A 21,544-nucleotide genomic window follows, 5' to 3' on the forward strand; every position below is an offset into this window, starting at 1 on the left:
CGACCGGTGCCCGACCGGTGCCCGACCGGTGCCCGGCCGGGCCCGACCGCGCTCCCCGAGGACCGTGCGCTCCCCGGGCGGCGGGTCAGCCCGCCCGGCGGGGCAGCAGCTGCACCAGGCCCACCAGCAGCAGCTCCAGCACCGCCAGCGCCCCCACGCTCCGGCCGAAAGCCGCGACCGGGTCCCCGGTGCCGTAGTAGACGATGCCGATCAGCGCGATCCCGAGCGCCCCGGCGACCTGCTGGACGGTCGACAGCACCCCGGCCGCCGAACCGGCCAGCCGCGGCTCGACCCCGGCCAGGACGACGGAGGTGACCGGGGCGATCACCAGACCCATCCCGAGGCCGTCCACGAACAGGCCGGGCGCCAGCCACCAGACGCTGCCGGTCGTCCCGCCGCCGTACGCGGCGAGGCCCAGCAGGCCCAGCCCGGCGGTCATCAGCAGCCCGCCGAGCGCGACCGCCTGGCGGCCGAGGCGGGCGGCGAAGCGGTGCGCGGTGGTGGAGGTGAGCAGGTAGCCGACCCCGATCGCGGTGAACACCAGACCGGCCCCGAGCGCGTCCAGACCGCGGCCCAGCTGCAGGTGCAGGGCGAGCACCAGGAAGAACGACGCCTGCCCGAGCCAGAAGGCGAGCTGGGCGAGCAGACCGGCACCGAAGGACCTGGTCCGGAAGAGCCGGGTGTCGACCAGCGGCGAGCCGGTGCCACGGGACCGGTGCTGGTGCGCGGCGAAGGCGGCCAGCAGCGCGGCCGCGCCGCCCAGGCAGAGCCAGGTCCACCGCGGCCAGCCCTCCTCGCGGCCCTGGATCAGGGGCAGCACCAGAGCGGTCAGCGCGACGGTGATCAGCAGCACGCCCACCGGGTCCAGGCCGGGCCGGTGCGGGGAGCGCGACTCCGGCAGACAGCGGCGGACCAGCGCGAGGGCGGTGAGGCCGACCGGCAGGTTGATCAGGAAGCAGCTGCGCCAGTCCAGGCCGAAGAGGTCCGCCCGGATCAGCGCGCCGCCGATCAGCTGGCCGAACACCGCACCGAGGCCCATGGTCAGCCCGTACCTCGCGAACGCCCGGGCCTGCGCCGCGCCACTGAACGCCGTCCGCAGGATCGCCAGCACCTGCGGGCCCATCAACGCGGCCGCCAGGCCCTGGACCACCCGGGCGCCGACCAGGGCGGAGGCCGTCGGGGCCAGGCCGCAGCCCGCCGAGGCGAGCGTGAACAGGGCCAGGCCGAGGGCGAACACCCGGCGCCGTCCGTAGCGGTCGCCGAGCCGCCCCGCGGTGACCAGGCCGGCCGCGAGCGCCAGGCCGAAGCCGGCGACGACCCACTGGACAGCGGCCGGTCCGGCTCCGAGATCGGCCTGGACGGACGGTATGGCGACGTTGACCACGAAGGCGTCGAGGGCGGTCATGAAGGTGGCGGTCAGGACCACCGGCAGCAGGCCCCTGGGGGAGGGGGCCGGGTTGTCCCCGGTGACCGGCCGGGTGCGCAGGGCGGTGCTCATCTCGGTTGCTCCTCACTCGGTTTCTCCTCGGGGGAGTCGGGCGCCGGTCGCGGGCGGGGCGTTTTGTCTTTGGGGGCCCGTGGCGCGGGGGCGGACCAGGCGTGTCCGCCCCCGCCGTCCGCGATGGCTCAGGCGCCCGGCACGCGGTCCAGGAAGCCGTGCACCGAGGCGATCCGGCCGTCCGGCCCGGCGACCAGCACGTCGAAGCCGATCACCAGGGCCTCCGCCCCGGCCGGTCCGAGGTTCCAGGTGAACCGGGCGATGTTGTGGTGGGCGTCGACCGGTCCGAGGGTGAACTCCAGGCCGGGGAACTGCTCCTGGGCCGCGCCGATCAGGGCGTCGACGCCGTCCCGGCCGGTGACCGCCGCCAGTGGGTCGGTGTAGCTGCCGTCCTCCGCCCACAGCTCGTCGATCAGCTTGCGGCGGGTGGCCGGGTCGGTCTCGTTCCAGGTGGCGACGTAGCGCCCGGCAAGCTGCTGGAGGTCGGCCGGCTGGATGTCGTTCATGGTCATCTCCCTTGTCCTGCGGGGTGGTTCGGTGGGCCTTCCCCGCTGCTCGGTCCCGCTGGTCATGACGGTACGGAGATCGCGGGGCGACCGAATCCGTCACGCATAGGTAGCGGCGTACGTACCTGGCTGGTGGCCTGCCGGTGCGCTGTCGGCGGGCGAGTGGGCGAGCAGACCGGCCAGGGGCGGGCCGGCGGCCGGATCGGTAGGGTCGGGGGATGGGGACGCTGTACGGCAGGGAGCGGGAGCAGACCGCCGTGGACGGGCTGCTCGACGGGGCGCGGGGCGGCCGCAGCGGGGTGCTGGTGCTGCGCGGCGAGCCGGGCATCGGCAAGACCGCGCTGCTGGACCACGCGGTCGCGGCGGCGGGTGACGCGTTCCGGGTGATCCGGGCCACCGGCGTCGAGTGCGAGGCCGAACTCCCCTTCGCCGGGCTCAGTCTGCTGCTTGCGGCCGGCCTGGACCGGCTCCCCGCTCTGCCGGGACCGCAACGCCGGTCACTGGAGGCCGCGTTCGGGCTCAGCGAGACCGCCACCGTGCCCGCCGACCGGCTGCTCACCGGCCTTGCCACCCTTGGCCTGCTGGCCGAACTCTCCTCCGAACAGCCGCTGTTGTGCGTGGTGGACGACGCACAGTGGCTGGACCGGGCATCCCTCGACGCGCTGCTGCTCGCCGCCCGTCGGCTCCAGGCGGAAGGAGTCGTCCTGCTGCTGGCCGCCCGGGACGTTGGCCCGCCGGGCGGCCCCGGTGAGGCGTTCCCGGTTGCCGGTCTGCCCGAGCTCCGGCTGTCCGGCCTCGACGAGCCGGACGCGGCCCGACTCCTCGCCTCCCGCGCCGGGCCGGAACTCCCCGGCGAGGTCCGGCGACGGCTGCTCGCCGAGGCCGCCGGCAACCCGCTGGCCCTCACCGAACTCCCCATCGCCCTTTGCGAGTCCGCCACCGCGACCGGTACCCCCGGCGTCCTGCCGCTCACCAGTCGCCTGCAGATCGCCTTCCACGGCCAGGTCACCGGCCTGCCGCCGGCCACCCAGAACCTGCTGCTGGTCGCCGCCGCCGAGGAGAACGGCGACCTGGACGTCATTCTCCCGGCCGCCGCCGTCCTCGGGGCGACCGCCGAACACCTCGCGCCCGCCGAGGAGTCGGGCCTGGTCACCACCACCGCCGACCGCCGACTGGCCTTCCGGCACCCGTTGCTGCGCGCCGCCATCCTCCAACGGGCGCCACTCCAGCAGCGACTGACGGTTCATCGGGCGATCGGTGAGGCGCTGGAGGACGGCGACCGCCGCACCTGGCACCTCGCCCTCGCCGCCACCGCCCCCGACGCCGACCTCGCCGACGCGCTGGAACGCACCGCCGTACGGGCCGAGGCCCGGGGCGGCCACGGTGGCGCCGCCGCCGCGTACGAGCGCGCCGCCCGACTCACCCCCGACCGCGACGGCGCCACTCGCCGCCTGGTGCTCGCCGCCGAAGCCGCCACCGAGGAGGGCAAGCTGGCACAGGCCGAGGCGCTCGCCGACCGGGCCGGAGCCCGGACCGACAACCCCTTCGCCCACGCCCTGCTCGACCAGGTCCGGGCCACCGCGCACTTCTGGCGCGGCTCCTACCCCACCGCCTACCGGCTGCTGCTGGACGCCGCCGGTACCGACATCGAGGCGCCGCACGCGGCCCGCATGCTCCTCCAGGCCTTTCACACCGCCTGGTACGTCGGCGAGGAGCCGGTGGCCGTCGTCCTCGACCGGCTGGCCCGGCTCCCGCTCGCCGAGGGCGACCCGCTCACCCCGCTGGCCCGCCATCTGCCGGCCGCCGTCCTTCCCGCCCTGGGCCACCCCGCGCCGCCGCTGCCCGCCGCCAGGGACACCGCGGCCGTGGCCCGCCGGGCCGGTGCCGAGACCCCGAGCGACCTCGTGCAGCTCTGCGGCGTGACCCTCGTCCTCGGCCGGGACGCCGAGACCATCGAACTCGCGGGCGAACTCATCGCCGAGGCCAGGGCCAAGGGCACCATCGGGGTGCTGCCCACCCTCCAGTTCTTCCTCGCCGAGGCGGAGCTCTTCCACGGCCGCCACCGTGACGCCGAGGTGACCGCCACCGAGGCGCTGGCCCTCGCCCGGGACACCGGCCAGCACCAGTGGGTCAGCCAGCTCAGCGCCCTGCTCGGCTTCCTGGCCGCACTCGGCGGCGCCGCCGAGGAGTGCGCCGCCCGCACCGCCACCGCCCTCACCACCGCGCCGCGGTCCGCCGCCCCCGCCCCCGGCGAGCCCTGGGCCCAGTGGGCGCTCGCCGTTCTCGACCTCGGCCAGGGCCGGGCCGCCGGCGCCGCCGACCGCCTCCGAGCCCTCACCACCGGCCGCTACCGGCACCATGTCAGCGCCACCCGCGCCGTCCCCGACCTGGTCGAGGCCGCCGTCCGCCTCGGTACCCCCGAGCGTGCCGCGGAGCCGTACGAGCGCTTCGCCCGCTGGGCCGGCGCCGCCGCCCAGCCCTGGGCCGAGGCGCTACGGCTGCGCTGCCAGGCCCTGCTCGGCCCGGACGAACTCGCCGAAGCCGCCTATCGCGCCGCCCTCCGCCTCCACGACGGCACCCACCGCCCCTTCGAACAGGCCCGCACCGCCCTCCTCTACGGCGAGTGGCTGCGCCGCGAACGCCGCCGCACCGACGCCCGCCCCTACCTGCGGGCCGCCCTGGAGACCTTCGAGCGCCTCGCCGCCCGCCCCTGGGCCGACCGCGCCCGCACCGAACTCACCGCCACCGGCACCACCGCGCCCACCCCGCCGACCGACGGCTCCCCTCTCACCACCCTCACCCCGCAGGAACTCCAGATCGTCCGGCTCGCCGCCCAGGGCCTCACCAACCGGGACATCGCCGCCCAGCTCTTCCTCAGCCCCCGCACGGTCGGCCACCACCTCTACAAGGCCTACCCCAAGCTCGGCATCACCTCCCGCGCCGACCTCCCGGCCCTGCTCTGAACGCCGCAGGCCATCCGTCGGCCTGCGGCTCCGTGGAGTCCATGAGCCGGCTCTCCCAGGCCCAGGCGGCGATCTCCACCCGGTTGCGGACCCCGAGCCACCGGGGCCGGCCAGGGCGCGGGTGACGTCGGTACCGTCCGGTCCCGGCATCCTGGTGTCCACCAGGCACACGTCCGGGCGCAGACGCCATGGCGGTCGCCCTGGCCGCCTTCGCGGTGCTCCAGGTCCGTCGTGCCCACCCTGAGCCGGCCGCACTACGTCCCGCCCGTCCGCCCCTCCGTGCCGCTCACCGCCGAACCGGTCGGCGGACTGGCGAAGATCGGCACCTACGGCGACAGCGGTGGACTGCGCGTTCCCGGCGGCCCCTCAGGGGCTCAGATCACCTTGGCCGCCTGGAGGATCTCGTGCCACTTGGAGAGCTCCCCGACCTCCGACTTCCGGTGCACCCCCTTCGGGCGCACCTTCAGGTAGCCCTTGACCATCCGCTCGGCTGTCCGGCGGGTCAGCTCAGGCACCTCGTGGTCGTGGATGCTCTCCCATGCCGGGGCGTCAGGTGCCCGTTCATCGTCATGCAGCCGATCGATCGGCAGGTTGCGGGCAACCGCCCAGACCACGAGGTCGGGCGCGTCCTCCAGCAAGTGCCAGTGCCGGTCCGACCGGACGCGGCTCATCTCCGCGAGCACACGGTGAACGGTCCGACGGATCATGATGGCGATGCGGACGCCGGTCGCCTGCGTCTTCTGGTTGAACAGTGCCCGGAACGCCGGCGCGGACGGCTCCCACCAGATCTCCTCGCGCCCGCTCTCGTCGAGGGCGAGATGCCCCAGAGCGGGGAGGGCGTCGCAGGAGAACAGCGCGAGAGCCGTCGTCGCCTCGTCGACGGAGTACCCGGTCCGGTGGGGACCACGTCGCTCACCACGGTGCAGCCGGAAGTAGAGCCGGTCCCGGTCGAACTGCTTGACCAGCCGGCACATCACCGGCTCGCGGGTCAGCAGATCCTGCGCGGTGGTCGGGTGGTGGTAGAGGTACGCCCGGTCGTGCTCGGCCCGGGCCTGTTCACGGGCCGGTCCGGTGACGATCCGGACATCGAGCACCGCCCGGTCCAGGTGCGCCGGCGAGAGGTCCGTGGCCAGGCGGGCGACCAGCGCGATCCGCTGGTACCCGTCGGTGCACTCGGGCCCGAGAAGCTGGACCGTGCCGCTGGTCCGGCTGCCGTCCGGAACCCAGAGGACGTTCTCGGCGCCGAGCATCAACCGCCCGACGACCCCGTAGTCCTCGGGCCGCTCCCGCAGTACCCGTTCCCGCTCCAGGTTCTGGGGCGAACCCGCCAGAAAGTCACGCCTGGCCGCCAACCGCTCAGCCGCGTCGAAGGCTTCGCCAAGCCCCACCAGCTGCCCGGCCGGCACCCGCGCATCCCAACGATCGGTGTCCAGCCGCTGCAGGTGCGTGGTCTGAATCTGCTGGCCCACATACGGAAGCGGCACGCTCGTCGGCCCATGATGGCCAGGAAAGGGCCGCGTTTCAGCAAAGGAGTTCATACTCCTCCCAACGGCCCCACCGCCACCCAGGTGACGGCGGCACCGGCAGCCGTCCCACCCGACCGCCCTCAGGTCGCGACAGCACCGGGCAACACGGCAGGGGAGGAGCAGCTCATCGACCGAGTCGACCGTGCCGGCGGTCGGAGGACGGTGTGCGCGCGGTCGTGTGCGCGCTCTCCCATGTCCTGAAGGAGAAACGGGGCGAGCGGCCGGCCCGGCCCGGCACGGGCGGAGTAGCGTGGGGATATGCGGGACGACCCGAGCCGCCGCAACGCCGCCGCAACCGAAGGGGCGCCCCCTACGTCAGCAGGCCCCGACCTGCTCCTGCGGATAGGTGGCGAGCCATGTCGGACGAATCCGGTGCTCCGCACCCGGGGCTTCTGCCGGACCGGTTCCGGCAGTCGGCGAGGCCGGGTACGGTGCTGCTGCGTCTGGAGACCACGCGGTCGCGCGAGGGGCTGCTCGACGGCGCGTGGTGGCCTCGTTCGCGTGACATCGGCGCCGAGTTGCCCGGTCTGGTCGCCGCGCTCACCGAGCATCTGGGGCCCGTCGCGAGCGTTGGTCTGGACGCGGAGGCGTGGGACGACGTCCCGGCCCGTTTGGTCGTCGACGGCCGGTCGGTGCGGATCGACCGGTATCCGGTGGGTGACGACACGGTGATCATCACGCGGGGCGACCGCGATCATTTCAGTCTGCTCGTCGTCCCCCCGCAGGCGAGCCAGGAAGCGGCTCTTGCCGCGATGACGCGAGCGGTCCAGGCCGACGGTACCGACTCGGCCCGACAGATCCTCATCGCCACCGGCATCGGCGCCGAGCCTCCGGCCGAAGCGACCTGAGGGGGACGGTCTCCACCGCGGACTCCTTGAACGCGGACTCCTCGAAGACAGAAAGGCGAGGCGGCGAAATGTCCGTCTACGTGAAACTCTCGACCGACGCCCGGTCGCCATCGGAGCCGTCGAAGGGGCCGCTGGACATGCAGTACCAGGACACTGCCGACGGCTTGACGTACGAGTACGACCTGCACCCGAGCGGGGCACTGCGGATCCTGCGCGTCTTCGAGGACACTCCGCACGCGGTCGAAGCGTGTTTCAGCGCCTCGGCGTGGCTCCAGGTCGCGGGCACCTACTTGCGAAGCGGCTCCGAGTACTAACCGGCACCGGACGTTCACCGGTCGCCGTCGCCCGGTCCGGACCTTACGGTCTGTCCTGGGGCAGGTTCGTTGTCACAGGAGGCCAGGATGCCGCGCTACCGGTGGGTTCTCGAGACCCAGGACGACGACGGCCGCTGGTCCCGGCACGACGACGCACCCCTGCCGGACCCGCTGGAGTACGACGGACCGCCCCAGCGGGCGGCCAACCACCTGCGGGACGTGCTCGTCCGCACCCTCTCCCGGCCCGCTCCCGGCCCCCGGGCGATCAGGATCCGCCTCTGGGACGGGCCCGACCCCACCGGCGAGCCCCAGGCCGAAACCGAGTGGTCACGCGAGTGACGCGCCAGGCCCCGACCGGACGAGGGTCCGCGGGCTACGCCGGTACCGGCCAGGAAGCGGCCCTGCTCCGGGCGACGTCCGCGCGCCTTCCCGCCTCGCCGGGGCCGTCGCCCGGCGCGGCGGCCGACGGCAGGAAGTCGGGGCGGAACTCCTGCCCTGCCGCACCGCTGTCCGCCTCGGCGGCGAGCAGCTCACTCGCGGTCCGGGTGTTGGCGGGAGCGGTCGCCTCGGACATCAGCCGGGCGGCAACGACGGCATCCGTCGCCGGCGGGACGACCAGCAGGTTCAGCCGACGCGGAGCGTAGGAGTAGACCGCGATCGTGTGCTCGTCCTGCTCGGTGGTGAACCAGCCCGCATGGACGGTGTGCCCCGTGACCGGGATGCGCCGGGGGATGACGGGCCACTGCGCGGGATTCACGGTGATCCGGGTGATCCGGCCCCACCGCCCGTCGATTTCGGCTGCCAGGGAGGGGAGTTCGAGAAGAAGATCACGCGAGCGGGGCCACCAGGCTCCGTCCAGGCGTCCGGCCCGCGCGCCGTCGGGCGCAAGGGAGAGCCGCACGGCGGGTTCCAGGGCAGCGGGCGTCGTTGCACGATCGAGCGTCGCAGTCATGATCAAGGACCTGTCCCCGGACCCGCCCGGGGCCGGATCCGGCATTGCCACTCGCCGGAGACGACGCCAGTGTCCGGTGCCGGCATGCGAAGTGCCTTCGGTGATGTCCAGGCTACTCTCGGTCCGGCCCGGTCCTGGCATGGTCGCGATAACCACTTTGCTGCGGAGCGCCGCGCCGGCGGGCGTCCCGTCGATCACGGGCGCCGCGATCGGCCCCCGGAGCCGCAGACGGACCGTCAGCCACTCGGGCGCCTTCGCGCAGACAGGGATGGTCGGACCTCCGCCCGGCCTCCGCCCGATCGACCCCCTGTCAGGTCGGCTGCTCCGCAGGGCGGCCGGGCCGACAGCGGGTGAAGGCCGCCAGCAGCCACAGCAGTTGCTGTACTTGCGTGCCGGCACATACGTCAGAGGCCCTGTCGGATCTCTCCGATAGGGCCTCTGACCTGGGTCGGGGTGGCGGGATTTGAACCCACGGCCTCTTCGTCCCGAACGAAGCGCGCTACCAAGCTGCGCCACACCCCGGTCCTGCGTTTTGTTGCTCTGTCTCCTTCGCAACGAGTAGAACTCTACCGGACGCTCGCCGAGAGACGAAATCCGATTCCCGGCGGGCGTCCGTCGCAGGTCAGCGGGGTGGGGTGAGGGTGAGGAGGGTGGCCTCGGGCGGGCAGGCGAAGCGGACGGGGGTGTAGCGGTTGGTGCCGCAGCCGGCGGAGACGTGCAGGTAGGAGCGGCGGCCGCCGGCCTGGTGGGTGGAGAGGCCCTTGACCCGCTTGGCGTCGATGTCGCAGTTGGTGACCAGCGCGCCGTAGAAGGGGACGCAGAGCTGGCCGCCGTGGGTGTGGCCGGCCAGGATCAGCGGGTAGCGGTCGGCGGTGAAGGCGTCCAGGACGCGCAGGTAGGGGGCGTGCACGACGGCGAGCGAGAGGTCGGCGTCGGCGGACGGGCCTCCGCTGACCTCGCTGTAGCGGTCGCGGCGGATGTGCGGGTCGTCCAGGCCGGTGAACTCGATGTCGAGGCCGCCGAGGTTCAGCCGGCCCCGGGTGTTGGTGAGGTCGAGCCAGCCGGCGGAGTCGAAGCCGTCCCGCAGCTTCTCCCAGGGGTTGTGCACGGCGCCGGTGATGCCGCGGCGCGCGCTGCCGTCCGGGTTGTTCATGCCGTGGGCGCCGCTGCGCATCGCCTGGAGGTAGCGGGCCGGGTTCTTGCGGGCCGGGCCGTAGTAGTCGTTCGAGCCGAAGACGTAGACGCCGGGGAACTCCATCAGCGGCCCGAGCGCGTCCAGGGTGGCGGGGACGGCGAGCGGGTCGGAGAGGTTGTCGCCGGTGTTCACCACCAGGTCGGGGCGGAGCCCGGCGAGGCTCTGCAGCCAGCGCTGCTTCTTGCCCTGTCCGCTGACCATGTGGATGTCGGAGACCTGCAGTACCCGGATGGGCCGGGCGCCCCGGGGCAGGACGGGGACCTCGACCCGGCGGAGCCGGAAGGAACGGACCTCGTACCCGGCGGAGTAGGCGAGGCAGGCGGCGCCGGTGGCGGCGATTCCGAGGGGAACGGAGTACAGCGGTCGCATCGCTCCATGCTCTCAGACGGCGGATCAGCTGGTGAACGTCCGGTGGGTGCGCGGGGACACGGGACACTGCTCCAAGCGGCCCCTCCGGACGGCTCGGCGGGGGCGACGCGGGGCGGGCGCGCCCGGCCGGGGTCGGTGAGCCGGTCCGGGCGTCCGCTCGCCAGTCATGTCACCACCGACCGGGAGGCGGGGGAGCCCGGCAGAATCCGTCGTGTGCCGGTGGGCCCGGGCGTTAATGCTGGGCGGTCGAACGTCGCAGGTGGGAGACTCGGGGCCATGACCACGCTGAAGGCGCAGCTGCAGGATGACCTCACGGCTGCCATCAAGGACCGGGACGAGCTGCGCTCGTCCACCATCCGGCTCACGCTTTCCGCTGTCACCAGCGAGGAGGTGGCGGGCAAGGCGAAGCGGGAGCTCTCCGACGACGAGGTGCTGAAGGTGCTCGCCCGCGAGGCGAAGAAGCGCCGGGAGGCCGCCGAGGCGTTCGACAAGGCGGGCCGGGTCGACTCGGCCGCCCGTGAGCGGGCCGAGGGCGAGGTGCTGGCGGGCTACCTGCCCAAGCAGCTCTCCGACGAGGAGCTGACGGCGATCGTGGCCGCCGCCGTCGCCGAGAGCGGGGCGACCGGGCCGCAGGGCATGGGCGCCGTGATGAAGCTGGTGAAGCCGAAGGTGGACGGGCTCGCCGAGGGCGGCCGGGTGGCCGCCGCGGTGAAGGCCGCGCTCAGCTGAGGGCGGGGCGGGAGGGCTGGACTTTCCCGGCCGGGCCCGACCGGTCCCCGACCGTTTTCGTTCAGCCCAGCCCAGCCAGGTCCAGTACGACCTGGCGGGCCCCAGCCCCAGGCGAGGGCTGAGGCCCGCAACGCCGGAGGGCGCCCCCCGATGATTCGGGGGGCGCCCTCCGGCGTTGCCGCTGGCCTGCTCAGCCGCCGTTGCCGTTGTTGCCGCCGTGCCGACCGCCGGCGTTGTTCCCACCGATGACGCCCGGCGGGAGGGTGAACCCGCCGCCGATCATCCCGCCGGCGTTGTTGGCGCCCCCACCGGGGTTGCCACCCCCGCCGGGGTTACCGCCCGGGCCCCCACCGGGGTTGCCGGGGTTGCCGGGGTTGCCGGGGTTGCCGGGGTTACCCGGGGCACCCGGGTTACCGCCGGCCGCGGCCGCGTCGCCGCCCGGCTGGCTGGCGCCGGACGTGGGAGTCGCGTTCGCGTTCGGGTCGGTCTTGGGCGGGTCCGGGATGCTGATGGTCTGGAAGGTCTCCTTGGGAGTGCCCTTCAGCGCCTGGTCCATCGCCAGCTTCCAGATCGGGCCGGGGCCGGTGGCACCGAACACCTCCTGGAACTGCGTGCCGCCGATGCTGATGTTCTTCATCTTCACGCCGCCGGCCGGGCCGCCGAGCCAGACGGCGGTGGCGAGCTGCGGCGTGTAGCCGTTGAACCAGGCGGCCTTCTTCTCGTCGGTGGTACCGGTCTTACCGGCGATCTGCCGGCCGTCGAAGAGGGGAAGGTCGGCTGCGGTGCCCTTCTCGGTCACGTTGAGCAGAACGGTGTTGAGGGCGTCCGCGGTGTTCTCGGAGAAGGCCTGGCTGCAGGTGGACTGCGGGACCTTCACGTCCTTGCCGTCCACCGTGGTGATCTTGTTGATCGCGATCGGGGTGCAGTACTTGCCGCGTGCGGCGAAGGTCGCGTAGACGTTCGCCATGGTCAGCGGGCTCAGCTCCAGCGTGCCGAGGACCATCGAGGGGACTTCCTGGAACGCGTCACCCTTGGAGGACTGGGTGATGCCCAGCTTGTTGGCCATCTGCTTCATCGCGCAGAGGCCGACCTGCTGCTCCATCTGCACGAAGTAGGTGTTGACCGAGAGGGCCATGGCCTCCTTGAGCTGGTACGGGCCGATCTCCTTCTCGCTCTCGTTCTTCACCGTCGCCTTCGGCTTGTCGGTGTTCTTCCAGGTGCCCGAGCAGGTGGACATCGACGGATAGTCGATCTTGTTCTCGGACGGGAACGACTGGGTGGGCAGCATGCCCGACTCCAGGGCCGCCGCGGCCAGGATCGGCTTGAAGGTCGAGCCGGTCTGGAAGCCGTTGCCGCCGCCCATCGCCGCGTCCACGTTGAGATTGACGACGGTCTGGTTCTTGTTCGGGTCCAGTCCGTACGGGCGGGTCTGGGCCATCGCCAGGATCTTGCCGCTGCCCGGCTCCATCATGGTGGTGGCGGCCGACACCGAGTCGGTGACGTAGACCTTCTTGGTCACCGCGTTCTGGGCGGCGGCCTGCTTGTCGGGGTCCAGGGTGGTGTAGATGTTCAGGCCACCGGTGTCCCAGAGCTTCTTGCGGTCGGCGGCGGTCTTGCCGAACGTCGGGTCCTGCTTGACCACGTGGCGCACGTAGTCGCAGAAGAAGCCCATGCCCGCCTGGGCGGTGATGCAGCCGTTCTGCGGGTCCTTGTACTTCAGGCCCAGCGGGGCGGCCTTGGCCTCCTTCGCCTGGTCCGCGGTGATGTGCTTGTTCTCAAGCATCTTGTCGATCACCACGTTGCGGCGCTTGACCGTGTTCTCGGGGTAGCGCACCGGGTCGTACTGGGAGGGGTTCTGCACCACGCCGGCCAGGGTGGCGGCCTCGGCGATGGTCAGGTCCTTGTTGCTCTTGCTGAAGTACCGCTGGGCGGCGGATTCCACTCCGTAGGCCTGGTGGCCGTAGAAGGTGATGTTCAGGTAGTTGGTGAGGATCTGATCCTTGGTCAGGTCCTCCTCCAGCTTGATCGCGACCTTCAGCTCCTGGATCTTGCGGCCCAGCGTCTTGCGCTGCGCCTCCAGGACGGCGGCCTGGTCGTCGCCGGCCTTCTCGACGTTGACGTTCTTCACGTACTGCTGGGTCAGCGTCGAGGCGCCCTGGGAGGTGGTGCCGCTCTCGGCGTTCTTGCTGACCGCGCGGAGCACGCCCTTGAGGTCGACGGCGCCGTGCTCGTAGAACCGGGCGTCCTCGATGTCGACCTGGGCCTGACGCATGTAGGGCGACATCTGGTCGGCCGTGATCACCGTGCGGTCGCGCTCGTAGACCTTCGCGATCAGGCCGCCCTTGGCGTCGAAGATCTGGGTGGCCTGGGTGAGCGGCGGGGTCTTGAAGTCGTCCGGGACGTTGTCGAAACTCTCCGCCGTGTTCTTGGCGGTGAGCCCGAGCGCGCCGACGGCGGGCAGGGCCATGCCGGCCAGCAGGACTCCGGAGAGCACGCTGACGCCCAGGAACTTCACTCCGTGTCCCGCGAGATCCTGCGGTGACCCGCGGCGCTGGCCGCGCGGAGCTCCGGTGTTGCCTGGGGGCTGGGGTGCCTGGGGGCGCTTCGGTGCCATGAGGAGAACCCTACGTCGCGGAATCCCGCACATAGGGGCAGGTGTTCGCCTAGGCTTGTTACAAGCTTGCGACAGCTTCGGTGCGTCAATATTTATCACTCCTGTGAGTGATGAGATTTGCCCGAATTGCCTCCCTGTGGACAGGTTTTGAGGTGGCTGTCTCCGGCTGTGCGCCTGTTCTTGGTAGCGCTCTGTGATGGTGTGCGTGGCGAGAGTGGCGGCGATGGACTTGGCAAGGCATGCGACCTGCGGTCACTCCAACGAGTGAGCTGACCGATACCCATAGTCCGATTGGGTCATTCGAGATTGGGCACGAAGGGGCTGTTGCAAGCTGTCGTTCTTCCGTAACGTCCTCAACTGGCAACGGTGAATATGCCGTTGCCGCCGTGGGGGAGCCTCGATTCGGGAGAGGACGGCGCCGGCATGGGCTGGGTAGATGACTGGAGTGCGCAGGCCGCCTGCCGCACTAGTGATCCGGACGAACTGTTCGTCCAGGGGGCGGCGCAGAATCGCGCCAAGGCGGTGTGCAGCGGGTGCCCCGTTCGCACGGAGTGCCTGGCGGACGCGTTGGACAACCGCGTGGAGTTCGGCGTCTGGGGCGGGATGACGGAGCGCGAGCGCAGAGCGCTGCTGCGCCGCCGTCCGACGGTGATCTCGTGGCGGCGGCTGCTGGAGACGGCCCGCACGGAGTACGAGGAGTCGCTCGCGACCGGCGTCATACTGACCGACTACGCCCAGGCGGGCTGATCCCACCTCCACCCCGGTGCGGACCATACCCGGCGTGTGAGGACTGTGCCGCCCGGTGCGGCAGAACTGCACCCGGTGTCTCGGGACTGCCCGGCGCCTCAGGACTGCCCGATGCTCGGGACTACGCGGCGCCGCTGAGGCGGTCACCGATGACGCGCAGCCCGTCCAGGTCGTGGACGTCCCCGGGCAGCGCGGCCACCTCGACGATCGGCACGTCCGGGTAGACCGAGACGAAGCGGTCGCGGGTACGGCGCTCCCGCCCCATGATCTGCATCCGCTCGGCGTGCAGTCGCAGCAGCCCGGCCGCGAGCAGCTCGGCCTCGGGACCGGCGTGCTCCGAACCGTTCTCCTCCAGCGCCTCGGCCGCCGCCAGCGCACGCTCCGCGGTGAGCTGCGGAGCGCCGGTGCCGTGCACCCGGTTGAGCACCAGACCCGCCAGCGGCATCCGGTCGGCCGCCAGCCGGTCGACGAAGTAGGCGGCCTCGCGCAGCGCGTCCCGCTCCGGCGCGGCCACCACCAGGAACGCCGTGCCCGGCGCCTTGAGCAGCTGGTACGTCCGGTCCGCGCGCTCGCGGAAGCCGCCGAACATCGAGTCCATCGCGCTGACGAAGGTCTGTACGTCGGTCAGCAGCTGGGCGCCGAAGATCTTGCCGAGGGTGCCGGTGAGCAGGCCCATCCCGACGTTGAGGAACTTCATCGCGCTGCGGCCGCCGACCTTGGCCGGCGCGGTCAGGATGCGGATCACCTTGCCGTCCAGGAACGACCCCAGCCGGTTCGGCGCGTCCAGGAAGTCCAGCGCCGAGCGGGACGGCGGGGTGTCGACGACGATGAGGTCCCACTCCTCGGCCGCCCTCAGCTGGCCGAGCTTCTCCATCGCCATGTACTCCTGCGTGCCCGCGAAGCCGGCCGACAGGGACTGGTAGAAGGGGTTCTCCATGATCGCCTTGGCCCGGTCGGGCTCGGCGTGGGCCAGCACGACCTCGTCGAAGGTCCGCTTCATGTCGAGCATCATGGCCTGGAGCTCGCCCTCGCCGGTGACGCCCTTGACGATCCGGGGGGTGTTGTCCAGCTCGGTCAGGCCCATCGACTGGGCCAGCCGGCGGGCCGGGTCGATGGTCAGCACGACGACCTTGCGCCCCCGTTCGGCCGCCCGCAGGCCGATCGCCGCCGCGGTGGTGGTCTTGCCCACGCCGCCCGATCCGCAGCAGACGATGATCCTGGTCTTCGGGTCGTCGATCAGCCCGTCCACCGCGAGCCGGCTGCCCGTCCCCTGTACGCCGTTGCCGCTCACGCCGCCCCCTGCCGTTTCAGTTCGCCCGCCAGCCGGTACAGCCCGCCGAGGTCCACACCCTCGCCCAGCAGCGGGAGTTCGTACGTGGGGAGCTTCAACTGCTGAAGGTCGGCGCGCTGCTCGCGCTCCAGCTCCACCCGCTCGGCGTGCTCCCTGGCCTGCGCCAGCAGCGGGTCGAGCAGCGGCTCCACCGCGGTCCGGACGATCTCCGGCTTGCGCGAGCGCCCCCCGAGACCCGCCTCGCCGAGGGCCAGCGCGACCTCCTCGCGGTGGTCCCCGTCCACCGCCGCCACCGCCGCCGCGTCCAGCACCGGCGGCCGGACCATGTTCACCATCACCCCGCCCACCGGGAGGGCGGCCTCGCGCAGCTCGGCGAAGCCGTCGACCGTCTCCTGCACCGGCATCTCCTCCAGCAGGGTGACCAGGTGCACCGCGGTCTCCGGCGATCTCAGCACCCGCATCACAGCCTGCGCCTGCGTATGTATCGGCCCGATCCGGGCCAGTCCGGCCACTTCGGAGTTCACGTTCAGGAAGCGGGTGAGCCGACCGGTCGGCGGCGCGTCCATCACGATCGCGTCGTACGCCCGGCGCCCGTCCGGGCCCTTGCGCCGGGCCGCCTCGCAGGCCTTGCCGGTCAGCAGCACGTCCCGGACGCCGGGCGCGACGGTGGTCGCGAAGTCGACGAAGCCGACCTTCTGCAACGCCTTGCCGGCCCGCCCGAGCTTGTAGAACATGTCGAGGTACTCCAGCAGCGCCTGCTCGGTGTCGATCGCCAGCGCGCAGACCTCACCGCCGCCGCCACCGCCGGGCAGTCCCAGCTGGGCGCGGGAGACGGAGGCGATCCGGCGCTCCTCGTAGGGCAGCGCGGAGATCCCGAACAGCTCGGCGACGCCCTGGCGGCCCTCCACCTCGATCAGCAGCACCCGTCCGCCCTCGGCGGCGAGGGCCAGCGCCAGCGCGGCGGCCACGGTGGTCTTCCCGGTGCCGCCCTTGCCACTGACCACGTGCAGCCGTACGCCCTCCCAGTCGGGATCGCGCCGGGCCGCCTGGCCGGGGGTGCGTGCCACGCTCCGTCTCCGTCCGTCTTCGAGGGCCGAGGGCCGTTCCGAGGGCGCGAAGGCCGTTCCGAAGGCCGACACTGCTCTGGTGCCCTCCCGCGAGGGTAACCAGGGACCGCGCCGGATGCCTGGAGCATCAGGGGGGCCAGGCCTGAATCATGCCCGCTTTGTGGGCCACCTCACACGCCCGCCTGCGGGCCGCCCCGCTCGTCGCGGCCGCTCGTCTAGAGTCTGGCCATGACCAAGTGGGAATACATGACGGCGCCCCTGCTCGTGCACGCCACCAAGCAGATCCTGGACAACTTCGGCGAGGACGGCTGGGAGCTCGTCCAGGTCGTGCCGGGCCCGAACCCGGAGCAGCTGGTGGCCTACTTCAAGCGGGAGAAGAACGCATGAGCAAAGTCGAGGAGAAGCTCGCCGAGCTGGGCCTGACCCTGCCGCCGGTGGCCGCGCCGGTCGCCGCCTACGTACCGGCTCTGCGTTCGGGCGAGTTCGTCTTCACCTCCGGCCAGCTGCCGATGGTGGGCGGCAAGCTGCCGAACACCGGCAAGGTCGGTGCCGAGATCACCCCGGAGGAGGCCAAGGAGCTCGCGCAGATCTGCGCGCTCAACGCGCTGGCCGCGGTGAAGTCGGTGATCGGCGACCTGGATCTGATCGAGCGGGTCGTGAAGGTGGTCGGCTTCGTCGCCTCCGCCGCCGACTTCACCGGCCAGCCGGGTGTCATCAACGGCGCCAGCGAGCTGCTCGGCCGGGTGCTGGGCGAAGCCGGTGTGCACGCCCGCAGCGCGGTCGGCGTGACGGTGCTGCCGCTGGACGCCCCGGTCGAGGTCGAGCTGCAGGTCCGGGTCAGGACCGGAGCCTGATCGTCGCGGTGGGGTTGGGCGGCGGGCCCTGGGCCGAACGGGCGGCGGCCGGCCCTGTCCAACCCCACCCCCGGGCGCTTAGCATCCGGGCATGGACCATCGAGCAACGACGCTCCCGATGCCGCCCGGCTGGCCTGCCCGGATCCGGGCGGTCGAGTCCGGCGAGCTGACCCCGCCGGTGCCCAAGCCGTCCGCCACCGTGGTGCTGCTGCGGGACGAGGCCACCGGGCCGGAGGCGTACCTGCTGCGCCGACGCACCTCGATGGCCTTCGCCGCAGGCATGTACGCCTACCCGGGCGGCGGGGTGGATCCGCGCGACGCCGAGGCCGAACTCGGCTGGGCCGGCCCGGGCCCGCAGGAGTGGGCGCGGCGGCTCGGCACGGACGCCCGGACCGCGCAGGCGGTGGTCTGTGCCGCCGTCCGCGAGACCTTCGAGGAGGCCGGCGTCCTGCTGGCCGGCCCGGACACCGCCGGCACCGCCGAACCGCGTGACTGGAGCGCCGAGCGCGCCGCGCTGGAGGCCCACGAGCTCTCCTTCGCCGACTTCCTCCGCGAGCACGGCCTGCTGCTCCGCAGCGATCTGCTGGCCGGCTGGGCCCGGTGGATCACCCCGGAGTTCGAGGAGCGTCGATACGACACCTGGTTCTTCGTGGCCGCCCTGCCGCCGGGGCAGCGCGCGGCGCTGGAGGTCGGCGAGGCCGACAAGGTCGCCTGGCTCTCGCCGGCCGAGGCCGTCGAGGGCTATGAGCAGGGCCGCTACGGCATGCTGCCGCCGACTGTCACGGTGCTGCGCGAGCTGCTGCCGGCGCGCAGTGCCGCCGAGGCCCTGGCGGCGGCCGGGGGCAGGTCGCTGGAACCGGTCCTCGGCCGGGCCGAGGTCCGGGGTGATCGAATGACCGTTCGGTGGTCGGGGTATGAAGAGCTGACCATCGATGGAGAGTTCCCCGAGCGCGCCCAGTAGCCGGAGCGCCGGGAGCCCGCGGAGGCCGTGCACCGCGAACACCGAAGACCTGCAGAATCCGATCAGTCCGACAACCCGATGAACTACGACAATCCGATGAACAGAGAGGACCTCGCCCGATGAACCACAACGACGTGGCTCGCCGGACGGCACGCGAGATGCCCGCCCGCAGCCTGATCCCCCGCACCCTCGCCTTCGACGCCGGGATCGGCGAGGACCATGCCCCGGGCTTGCGCGACCTGCTCAGGCCGATGCCGCCGCGCGCGATCGTCCGGACCGGCGGGGGCGGCCGGTGAGCGGTCTCCTCCCGGGTGACCCCGCCGCCGGCATCGGCGGCGAGGCCACCCCCCGGGCGCTCTGCGTGCTGGCGCCGAACCCGTCGCCGATGACGCTGGACGGCACCAACACCTGGCTGCTCTCCGAGCCCGGTTCGGACCTCGCGGTGGTCGTCGACCCCGGCCCGCTCGACGAGGGCCATCTGCGCCGGGTGATCGACACCGCCGAACAGCAGGGCAAGCGCGTCGCGCTCACCCTGCTCACCCACGGCCACGCCGACCACTCCGAGGGCGCCGCCCGCTTCGCCGAGCTGACCCGTACCGAGGTCCGCGCCCTGGACCCGGCACACCGGCTGGGCTCGGAGGGCCTGACCCACGGACAGCGCCTGGACATCGGCGGCCTCGACCTGCGGGTGGTCGCCACCCCCGGGCACACCTCGGACTCGCTGACCTTCCACCTGCCCGTCGACGGCGCGATCCTCACCGGCGACACCGTCCTCGGGCGCGGCACCACGATGGTCGCCCACCCCGACGGCCGGCTCGGCGACTATCTGGACTCGCTGCGCCGCCTGCACACCATGGCCTCCGAGCACGGCGTGCGGACCGTTCTGCCCGGCCACGGGCCGGTGCTCGCGGACGCGCTCGGCGCCGTCGACTACTACCTCGCCCACCGGGCCAACCGCCTCGCCCAGGTGGAGACCGCCGTGGAGGCCGGCTGCCGGACCGCGCCCGAGGTGGTGGCCCGGGTCTACGCCGACGTGGACCGGTCGCTCTGGCCGGCCGCCGAGCTGTCGGTCCTGGCCCAGCTCCAGTACCTGGAGGAGCACGGGCTGATCTGAGCCGCGCACCTGCCGCCGGGTACCTGCCCCGTCGCGGGGCCTCTCGCCGGGCCCGTCCGTCGGTCCTGACGGCACGACGGCGGCACGACGACGGCATGCGCGAGGGCTCGTACACCGGTCGGTGTACGAGCCCTCGTCGGGTGCGGCGCCGTCAGCGCGAGCGGCGCGACAGCCGTTCGACGTCCATCAGGACCACCGCGCGGGCCTCCAGCTTCAGCCAGCCGCGGCCGGCGAAGTCGGCGAGCGCCTTGTTGACCGTCTCGCGGGAGGCGCCGACCAGCTGGGCCAGTTCCTCCTGGGTGAGGTCGTGGGCGACGTGAATGCCCTCCTCGGACTGCACGCCGAACCGGCGGGAGAGATCCAGCAGGGCCTTGGCGACGCGACCGGGCACGTCGGAGAAGACCAGGTCGGACATCACGTCGTTGGTCCGGCGCAGTCGGCGCGCGATGGCGCGCAGCAGCGCGATCGAGACCTCGGGGCGGGCGTGCAGCCAGGGCTGGAGATCGCCGTGGCCGAGGCCCAGCAGCTTGACCTCGGTCAGCGCGCTCGCGGTGGCGGTGCGCGGGCCCGGGTCGAACAGCGACAGCTCGCCGATCATCTCGCTCGGGCCGAGGACGGCGAGCATGTTCTCCCGCCCGTCCGGCGAGGCACGGTGCAGCTTGACCTTGCCCTCCGCGACGACGTACAGCCGGTCGCCCGGGTCGCCTTCGTGGAACAGCGACTCACCGCGGGCGAGGGTGACCTCGGTCATGGAAGCGCGCAGCTCGCCGGCCTGTTCGTCGTCGAGTGCCGCGAAGAGTGCGGCGCGCCGCAGAACGTCGTCCACGTGCTTCCTCCTTCTCGGCCGGTCGGCTGTCAAGCCCGCCGGCGCAAGTTCGTACAGTGCTCTGCATCACCAAGCATGGCGCATGTCGCTCCGATCATATGAGGAGGGGGTACGCCGAGGGGTGCTGCGCGGGGCCATTCGTACCGAGGGTTACCCGGCGGGGCGCGGTGCGATGTCCGCCGGATCGAACAGGGCATCGGCGACGGCGGTGCGGGCGTAGAGCACGGCGTGGCCCGCGCGGTGGGCGCTGGTCAGGCCGGCCGACCGCAGCGCGGTCAGGTGCTGGGAGACCGCGGCCGCGGACAGTCCGGTCCGGCGGGCGAGCTCGGTGGTGGAGGCGGGCGAGTCGAGTTCGGCGAGCAGTCGGGCCCGGGACCGGCCCAGGACGGCGGCGAGGGCGTCGGACCGGCTGCCCGGCCGGCGCTCCCACAGGGCGGCGATCCCCCGCGCCGGGTAGGCGAGCTGCGGCGGGTCGGGTGGCAGTGAGCGGGTGAGCACCCTGGGCCAGGCGAACACGGACGGGACGAGCAGCAGCCCGGCCCCGGCGTCCAGCCGCTCGACGGCGCAGTGCCGCTGTTCCAGCCGGAGCGCGCGGCCGTCCCAGCGGACGGTCTCGTGCAGATCGTCGAGCACCCGGGCGGTGCCGTGCTCCACGGCCTGTCGCGCCCGGTGGAACACGTCGGCCTCCAGCACCGCGCGGATCCTGGCCCAGTACGGCGCCAGCGCCAGCTGCCAGTAGGTCTCGATCTCGGCGGCCACCCTGGGCAGCTGGGCCTGCGGGTCGCGGTACAGCGGCCGGAGCCGGGCCGGGAGGCGGCCGCCGTGTTCGGCCGCCAGACAGTCGAGATCGGCCCGGACCTGCTCCGGGGCGGTGGCGGTGATCGCGGTCAGCTCGTCCGCGAGGGCGGGGGAGGGGCCGGCCGGTGTGGGGTTGAGGAAGTCCGGCAGATGCCCGGTGGCCGGGACCAGGGCGGCCAGTCGGCCGCGCTCCAGCCCGGCGCCGGCCAGCCGGGGGCGGACTTGCTCGGCCCAGCGGCGGTGCAGGGCGGGGACGGGGGCGGTGGCCAGGGCCCGGAGGCTGGTCACGACCTCCCACAGGGGGGAGACGGCGAACCGGGTCTGTGCCAGGTCGTTCACCGAGAACGCCAGTTCGGTCCGCATCGCATCGCC

General features: G+C 72.8%; 21 protein-coding genes and 1 tRNA gene. 11 read left to right on the forward strand and 11 right to left on the reverse strand.

Annotated elements, in window-relative coordinates; translation table 11 throughout:
• Positions 1–85: 85 nt before the first annotated feature.
• Positions 86–1,498: an MFS transporter gene (locus tag AB0P06_RS00960; protein ID WP_363604049.1), complete on the reverse strand. Its 1,413-nt coding sequence runs from the start codon at positions 1,496–1,498 to the stop codon at positions 86–88.
• Positions 1,499–1,626: 128 nt separating this feature from the next.
• Positions 1,627–2,004 carry a nuclear transport factor 2 family protein gene (locus tag AB0P06_RS00965; protein WP_363604051.1) on the reverse strand — a complete coding sequence of 126 codons (378 nt, stop codon included), beginning with the start codon at positions 2,002–2,004 and terminating at the stop codon, positions 1,627–1,629.
• Between the two features lie 218 nt (positions 2,005–2,222).
• On the opposite strand from AB0P06_RS00965, the gene AB0P06_RS00970 reads away from it, so the two are divergent.
• Complete coding sequence (locus tag AB0P06_RS00970; protein ID WP_363604053.1) at positions 2,223–4,967, forward strand: AAA family ATPase; 2,745 nt, start codon at positions 2,223–2,225, stop codon at positions 4,965–4,967.
• A 374-nt stretch (positions 4,968–5,341) separates the two neighbouring features.
• Here the strand turns inward: AB0P06_RS00970 and AB0P06_RS00975 are convergent, their stop codons facing one another.
• Entirely contained in the window at positions 5,342–6,436 is a 1,095-nt protein-coding gene (locus tag AB0P06_RS00975; RefSeq protein ID WP_363604054.1) for a hypothetical protein, read from the reverse strand.
• Between the two features lie 413 nt (positions 6,437–6,849).
• Between AB0P06_RS00975 and AB0P06_RS00980 the strand changes: the two genes are divergently transcribed.
• The 3 genes from AB0P06_RS00980 (at position 6,850) to AB0P06_RS00990 (ending at position 7,994) form a co-directional block, all read left to right on the forward strand.
• Positions 6,850–7,341 (forward strand): DUF5994 family protein, encoded by a 492-nt coding sequence (locus AB0P06_RS00980; protein ID WP_363604056.1) that lies wholly within the window; start codon positions 6,850–6,852, stop codon positions 7,339–7,341.
• 68 nt (positions 7,342–7,409) lie between these two features.
• Complete coding sequence (locus AB0P06_RS00985) at positions 7,410–7,655, forward strand: hypothetical protein (RefSeq protein ID WP_363604058.1); 246 nt, start codon at positions 7,410–7,412, stop codon at positions 7,653–7,655.
• Between the two features lie 87 nt (positions 7,656–7,742).
• Complete coding sequence (locus AB0P06_RS00990) at positions 7,743–7,994, forward strand: hypothetical protein (RefSeq protein ID WP_363604059.1); 252 nt, start codon at positions 7,743–7,745, stop codon at positions 7,992–7,994.
• Positions 7,995–8,028: 34 nt separating this feature from the next.
• Here the strand turns inward: AB0P06_RS00990 and AB0P06_RS00995 are convergent, their stop codons facing one another.
• From AB0P06_RS00995 to AB0P06_RS01005, 3 genes are all read right to left on the reverse strand, one after another.
• Positions 8,029–8,556 carry a DUF5994 family protein gene (locus tag AB0P06_RS00995; protein WP_363604060.1) on the reverse strand — a complete coding sequence of 176 codons (528 nt, stop codon included), beginning with the start codon at positions 8,554–8,556 and terminating at the stop codon, positions 8,029–8,031.
• Between the two features lie 499 nt (positions 8,557–9,055).
• A tRNA-Pro gene (locus AB0P06_RS01000) sits at positions 9,056–9,129 on the reverse strand.
• Positions 9,130–9,229: 100 nt separating this feature from the next.
• Entirely contained in the window at positions 9,230–10,171 is a 942-nt protein-coding gene (locus AB0P06_RS01005) for a metallophosphoesterase (RefSeq protein ID WP_363604062.1), read from the reverse strand.
• 276 nt (positions 10,172–10,447) lie between these two features.
• Here AB0P06_RS01005 and AB0P06_RS01010 point away from each other — a divergent pair, with 276 nt between their 5' ends.
• Positions 10,448–10,900 (forward strand): GatB/YqeY domain-containing protein, encoded by a 453-nt coding sequence (locus AB0P06_RS01010; protein ID WP_363604063.1) that lies wholly within the window; start codon positions 10,448–10,450, stop codon positions 10,898–10,900.
• A gap of 190 nt (positions 10,901–11,090) precedes the next feature.
• Here AB0P06_RS01010 and AB0P06_RS01015 read toward each other — a convergent pair whose 3' ends face one another.
• A complete protein-coding gene (locus AB0P06_RS01015; protein WP_363604064.1) occupies positions 11,091–13,415 on the reverse strand; it encodes a transglycosylase domain-containing protein in 2,325 nt (774 codons plus the stop codon).
• Between the two features lie 522 nt (positions 13,416–13,937).
• Here AB0P06_RS01015 and AB0P06_RS01020 point away from each other — a divergent pair.
• The gene (locus tag AB0P06_RS01020; protein ID WP_030240986.1) at positions 13,938–14,261 is read left to right on the forward strand and encodes a WhiB family transcriptional regulator; all 324 of its coding nucleotides are present in this window, start codon (positions 13,938–13,940) and stop codon (positions 14,259–14,261) included.
• 121 nt (positions 14,262–14,382) lie between these two features.
• On the opposite strand, the gene AB0P06_RS01025 is transcribed toward AB0P06_RS01020, so the two are convergent.
• Together AB0P06_RS01025 and AB0P06_RS01030 are read right to left on the reverse strand one after the other, a co-directional pair.
• Positions 14,383–15,552 (reverse strand): ArsA family ATPase, encoded by a 1,170-nt coding sequence (locus AB0P06_RS01025; protein ID WP_363604065.1) that lies wholly within the window; start codon positions 15,550–15,552, stop codon positions 14,383–14,385.
• Positions 15,549–16,619: an ArsA-related P-loop ATPase gene (locus AB0P06_RS01030; RefSeq protein ID WP_363604066.1), complete on the reverse strand. Its 1,071-nt coding sequence runs from the start codon at positions 16,617–16,619 to the stop codon at positions 15,549–15,551. The genes AB0P06_RS01025 and AB0P06_RS01030 overlap by 4 nt, the downstream gene beginning before the upstream one ends.
• A gap of 228 nt (positions 16,620–16,847) precedes the next feature.
• Here AB0P06_RS01030 and AB0P06_RS01035 point away from each other — a divergent pair, with 228 nt between their 5' ends.
• From AB0P06_RS01035 to AB0P06_RS01055, 5 genes are all read left to right on the forward strand, one after another.
• On the forward strand, positions 16,848–17,006 hold the full coding sequence (locus tag AB0P06_RS01035) for a DUF4177 domain-containing protein (protein WP_094743074.1): 159 nt from the start codon (positions 16,848–16,850) through the stop codon (positions 17,004–17,006).
• Positions 17,003–17,473, forward strand: a complete 471-nt coding sequence (locus AB0P06_RS01040) for a RidA family protein (RefSeq protein ID WP_363604067.1) — start codon at positions 17,003–17,005, stop codon at positions 17,471–17,473. Before AB0P06_RS01035 ends, AB0P06_RS01040 begins: the two co-directional genes overlap by 4 nt.
• 91 nt (positions 17,474–17,564) lie before the next feature.
• On the forward strand, positions 17,565–18,434 hold the full coding sequence (locus tag AB0P06_RS01045; RefSeq protein ID WP_363604069.1) for an NUDIX hydrolase: 870 nt from the start codon (positions 17,565–17,567) through the stop codon (positions 18,432–18,434).
• Between the two features lie 119 nt (positions 18,435–18,553).
• Positions 18,554–18,730 carry a hypothetical protein gene (locus AB0P06_RS01050; RefSeq protein ID WP_363604071.1) on the forward strand — a complete coding sequence of 59 codons (177 nt, stop codon included), beginning with the start codon at positions 18,554–18,556 and terminating at the stop codon, positions 18,728–18,730.
• Complete coding sequence (locus tag AB0P06_RS01055) at positions 18,727–19,548, forward strand: MBL fold metallo-hydrolase (protein WP_363604072.1); 822 nt, start codon at positions 18,727–18,729, stop codon at positions 19,546–19,548. Before AB0P06_RS01050 ends, AB0P06_RS01055 begins: the two co-directional genes overlap by 4 nt.
• A gap of 151 nt (positions 19,549–19,699) precedes the next feature.
• Here the strand turns inward: AB0P06_RS01055 and AB0P06_RS01060 are convergent, their stop codons facing one another.
• Positions 19,700–20,374, reverse strand: a complete 675-nt coding sequence (locus AB0P06_RS01060; protein ID WP_030240972.1) for a Crp/Fnr family transcriptional regulator — start codon at positions 20,372–20,374, stop codon at positions 19,700–19,702.
• A 150-nt stretch (positions 20,375–20,524) separates the two neighbouring features.
• Positions 20,525–21,535 carry a DUF5937 family protein gene (locus AB0P06_RS01065; RefSeq protein WP_363604074.1) on the reverse strand — a complete coding sequence of 337 codons (1,011 nt, stop codon included), beginning with the start codon at positions 21,533–21,535 and terminating at the stop codon, positions 20,525–20,527.
• Positions 21,536–21,544 lie beyond the last annotated feature (9 nt).

The organism is Kitasatospora sp. NPDC088351 (genome assembly GCF_040685575.1).
In the GTDB taxonomy this organism is placed as follows: Bacteria; Actinomycetota; Actinomycetes; order Streptomycetales; family Streptomycetaceae; genus Kitasatospora.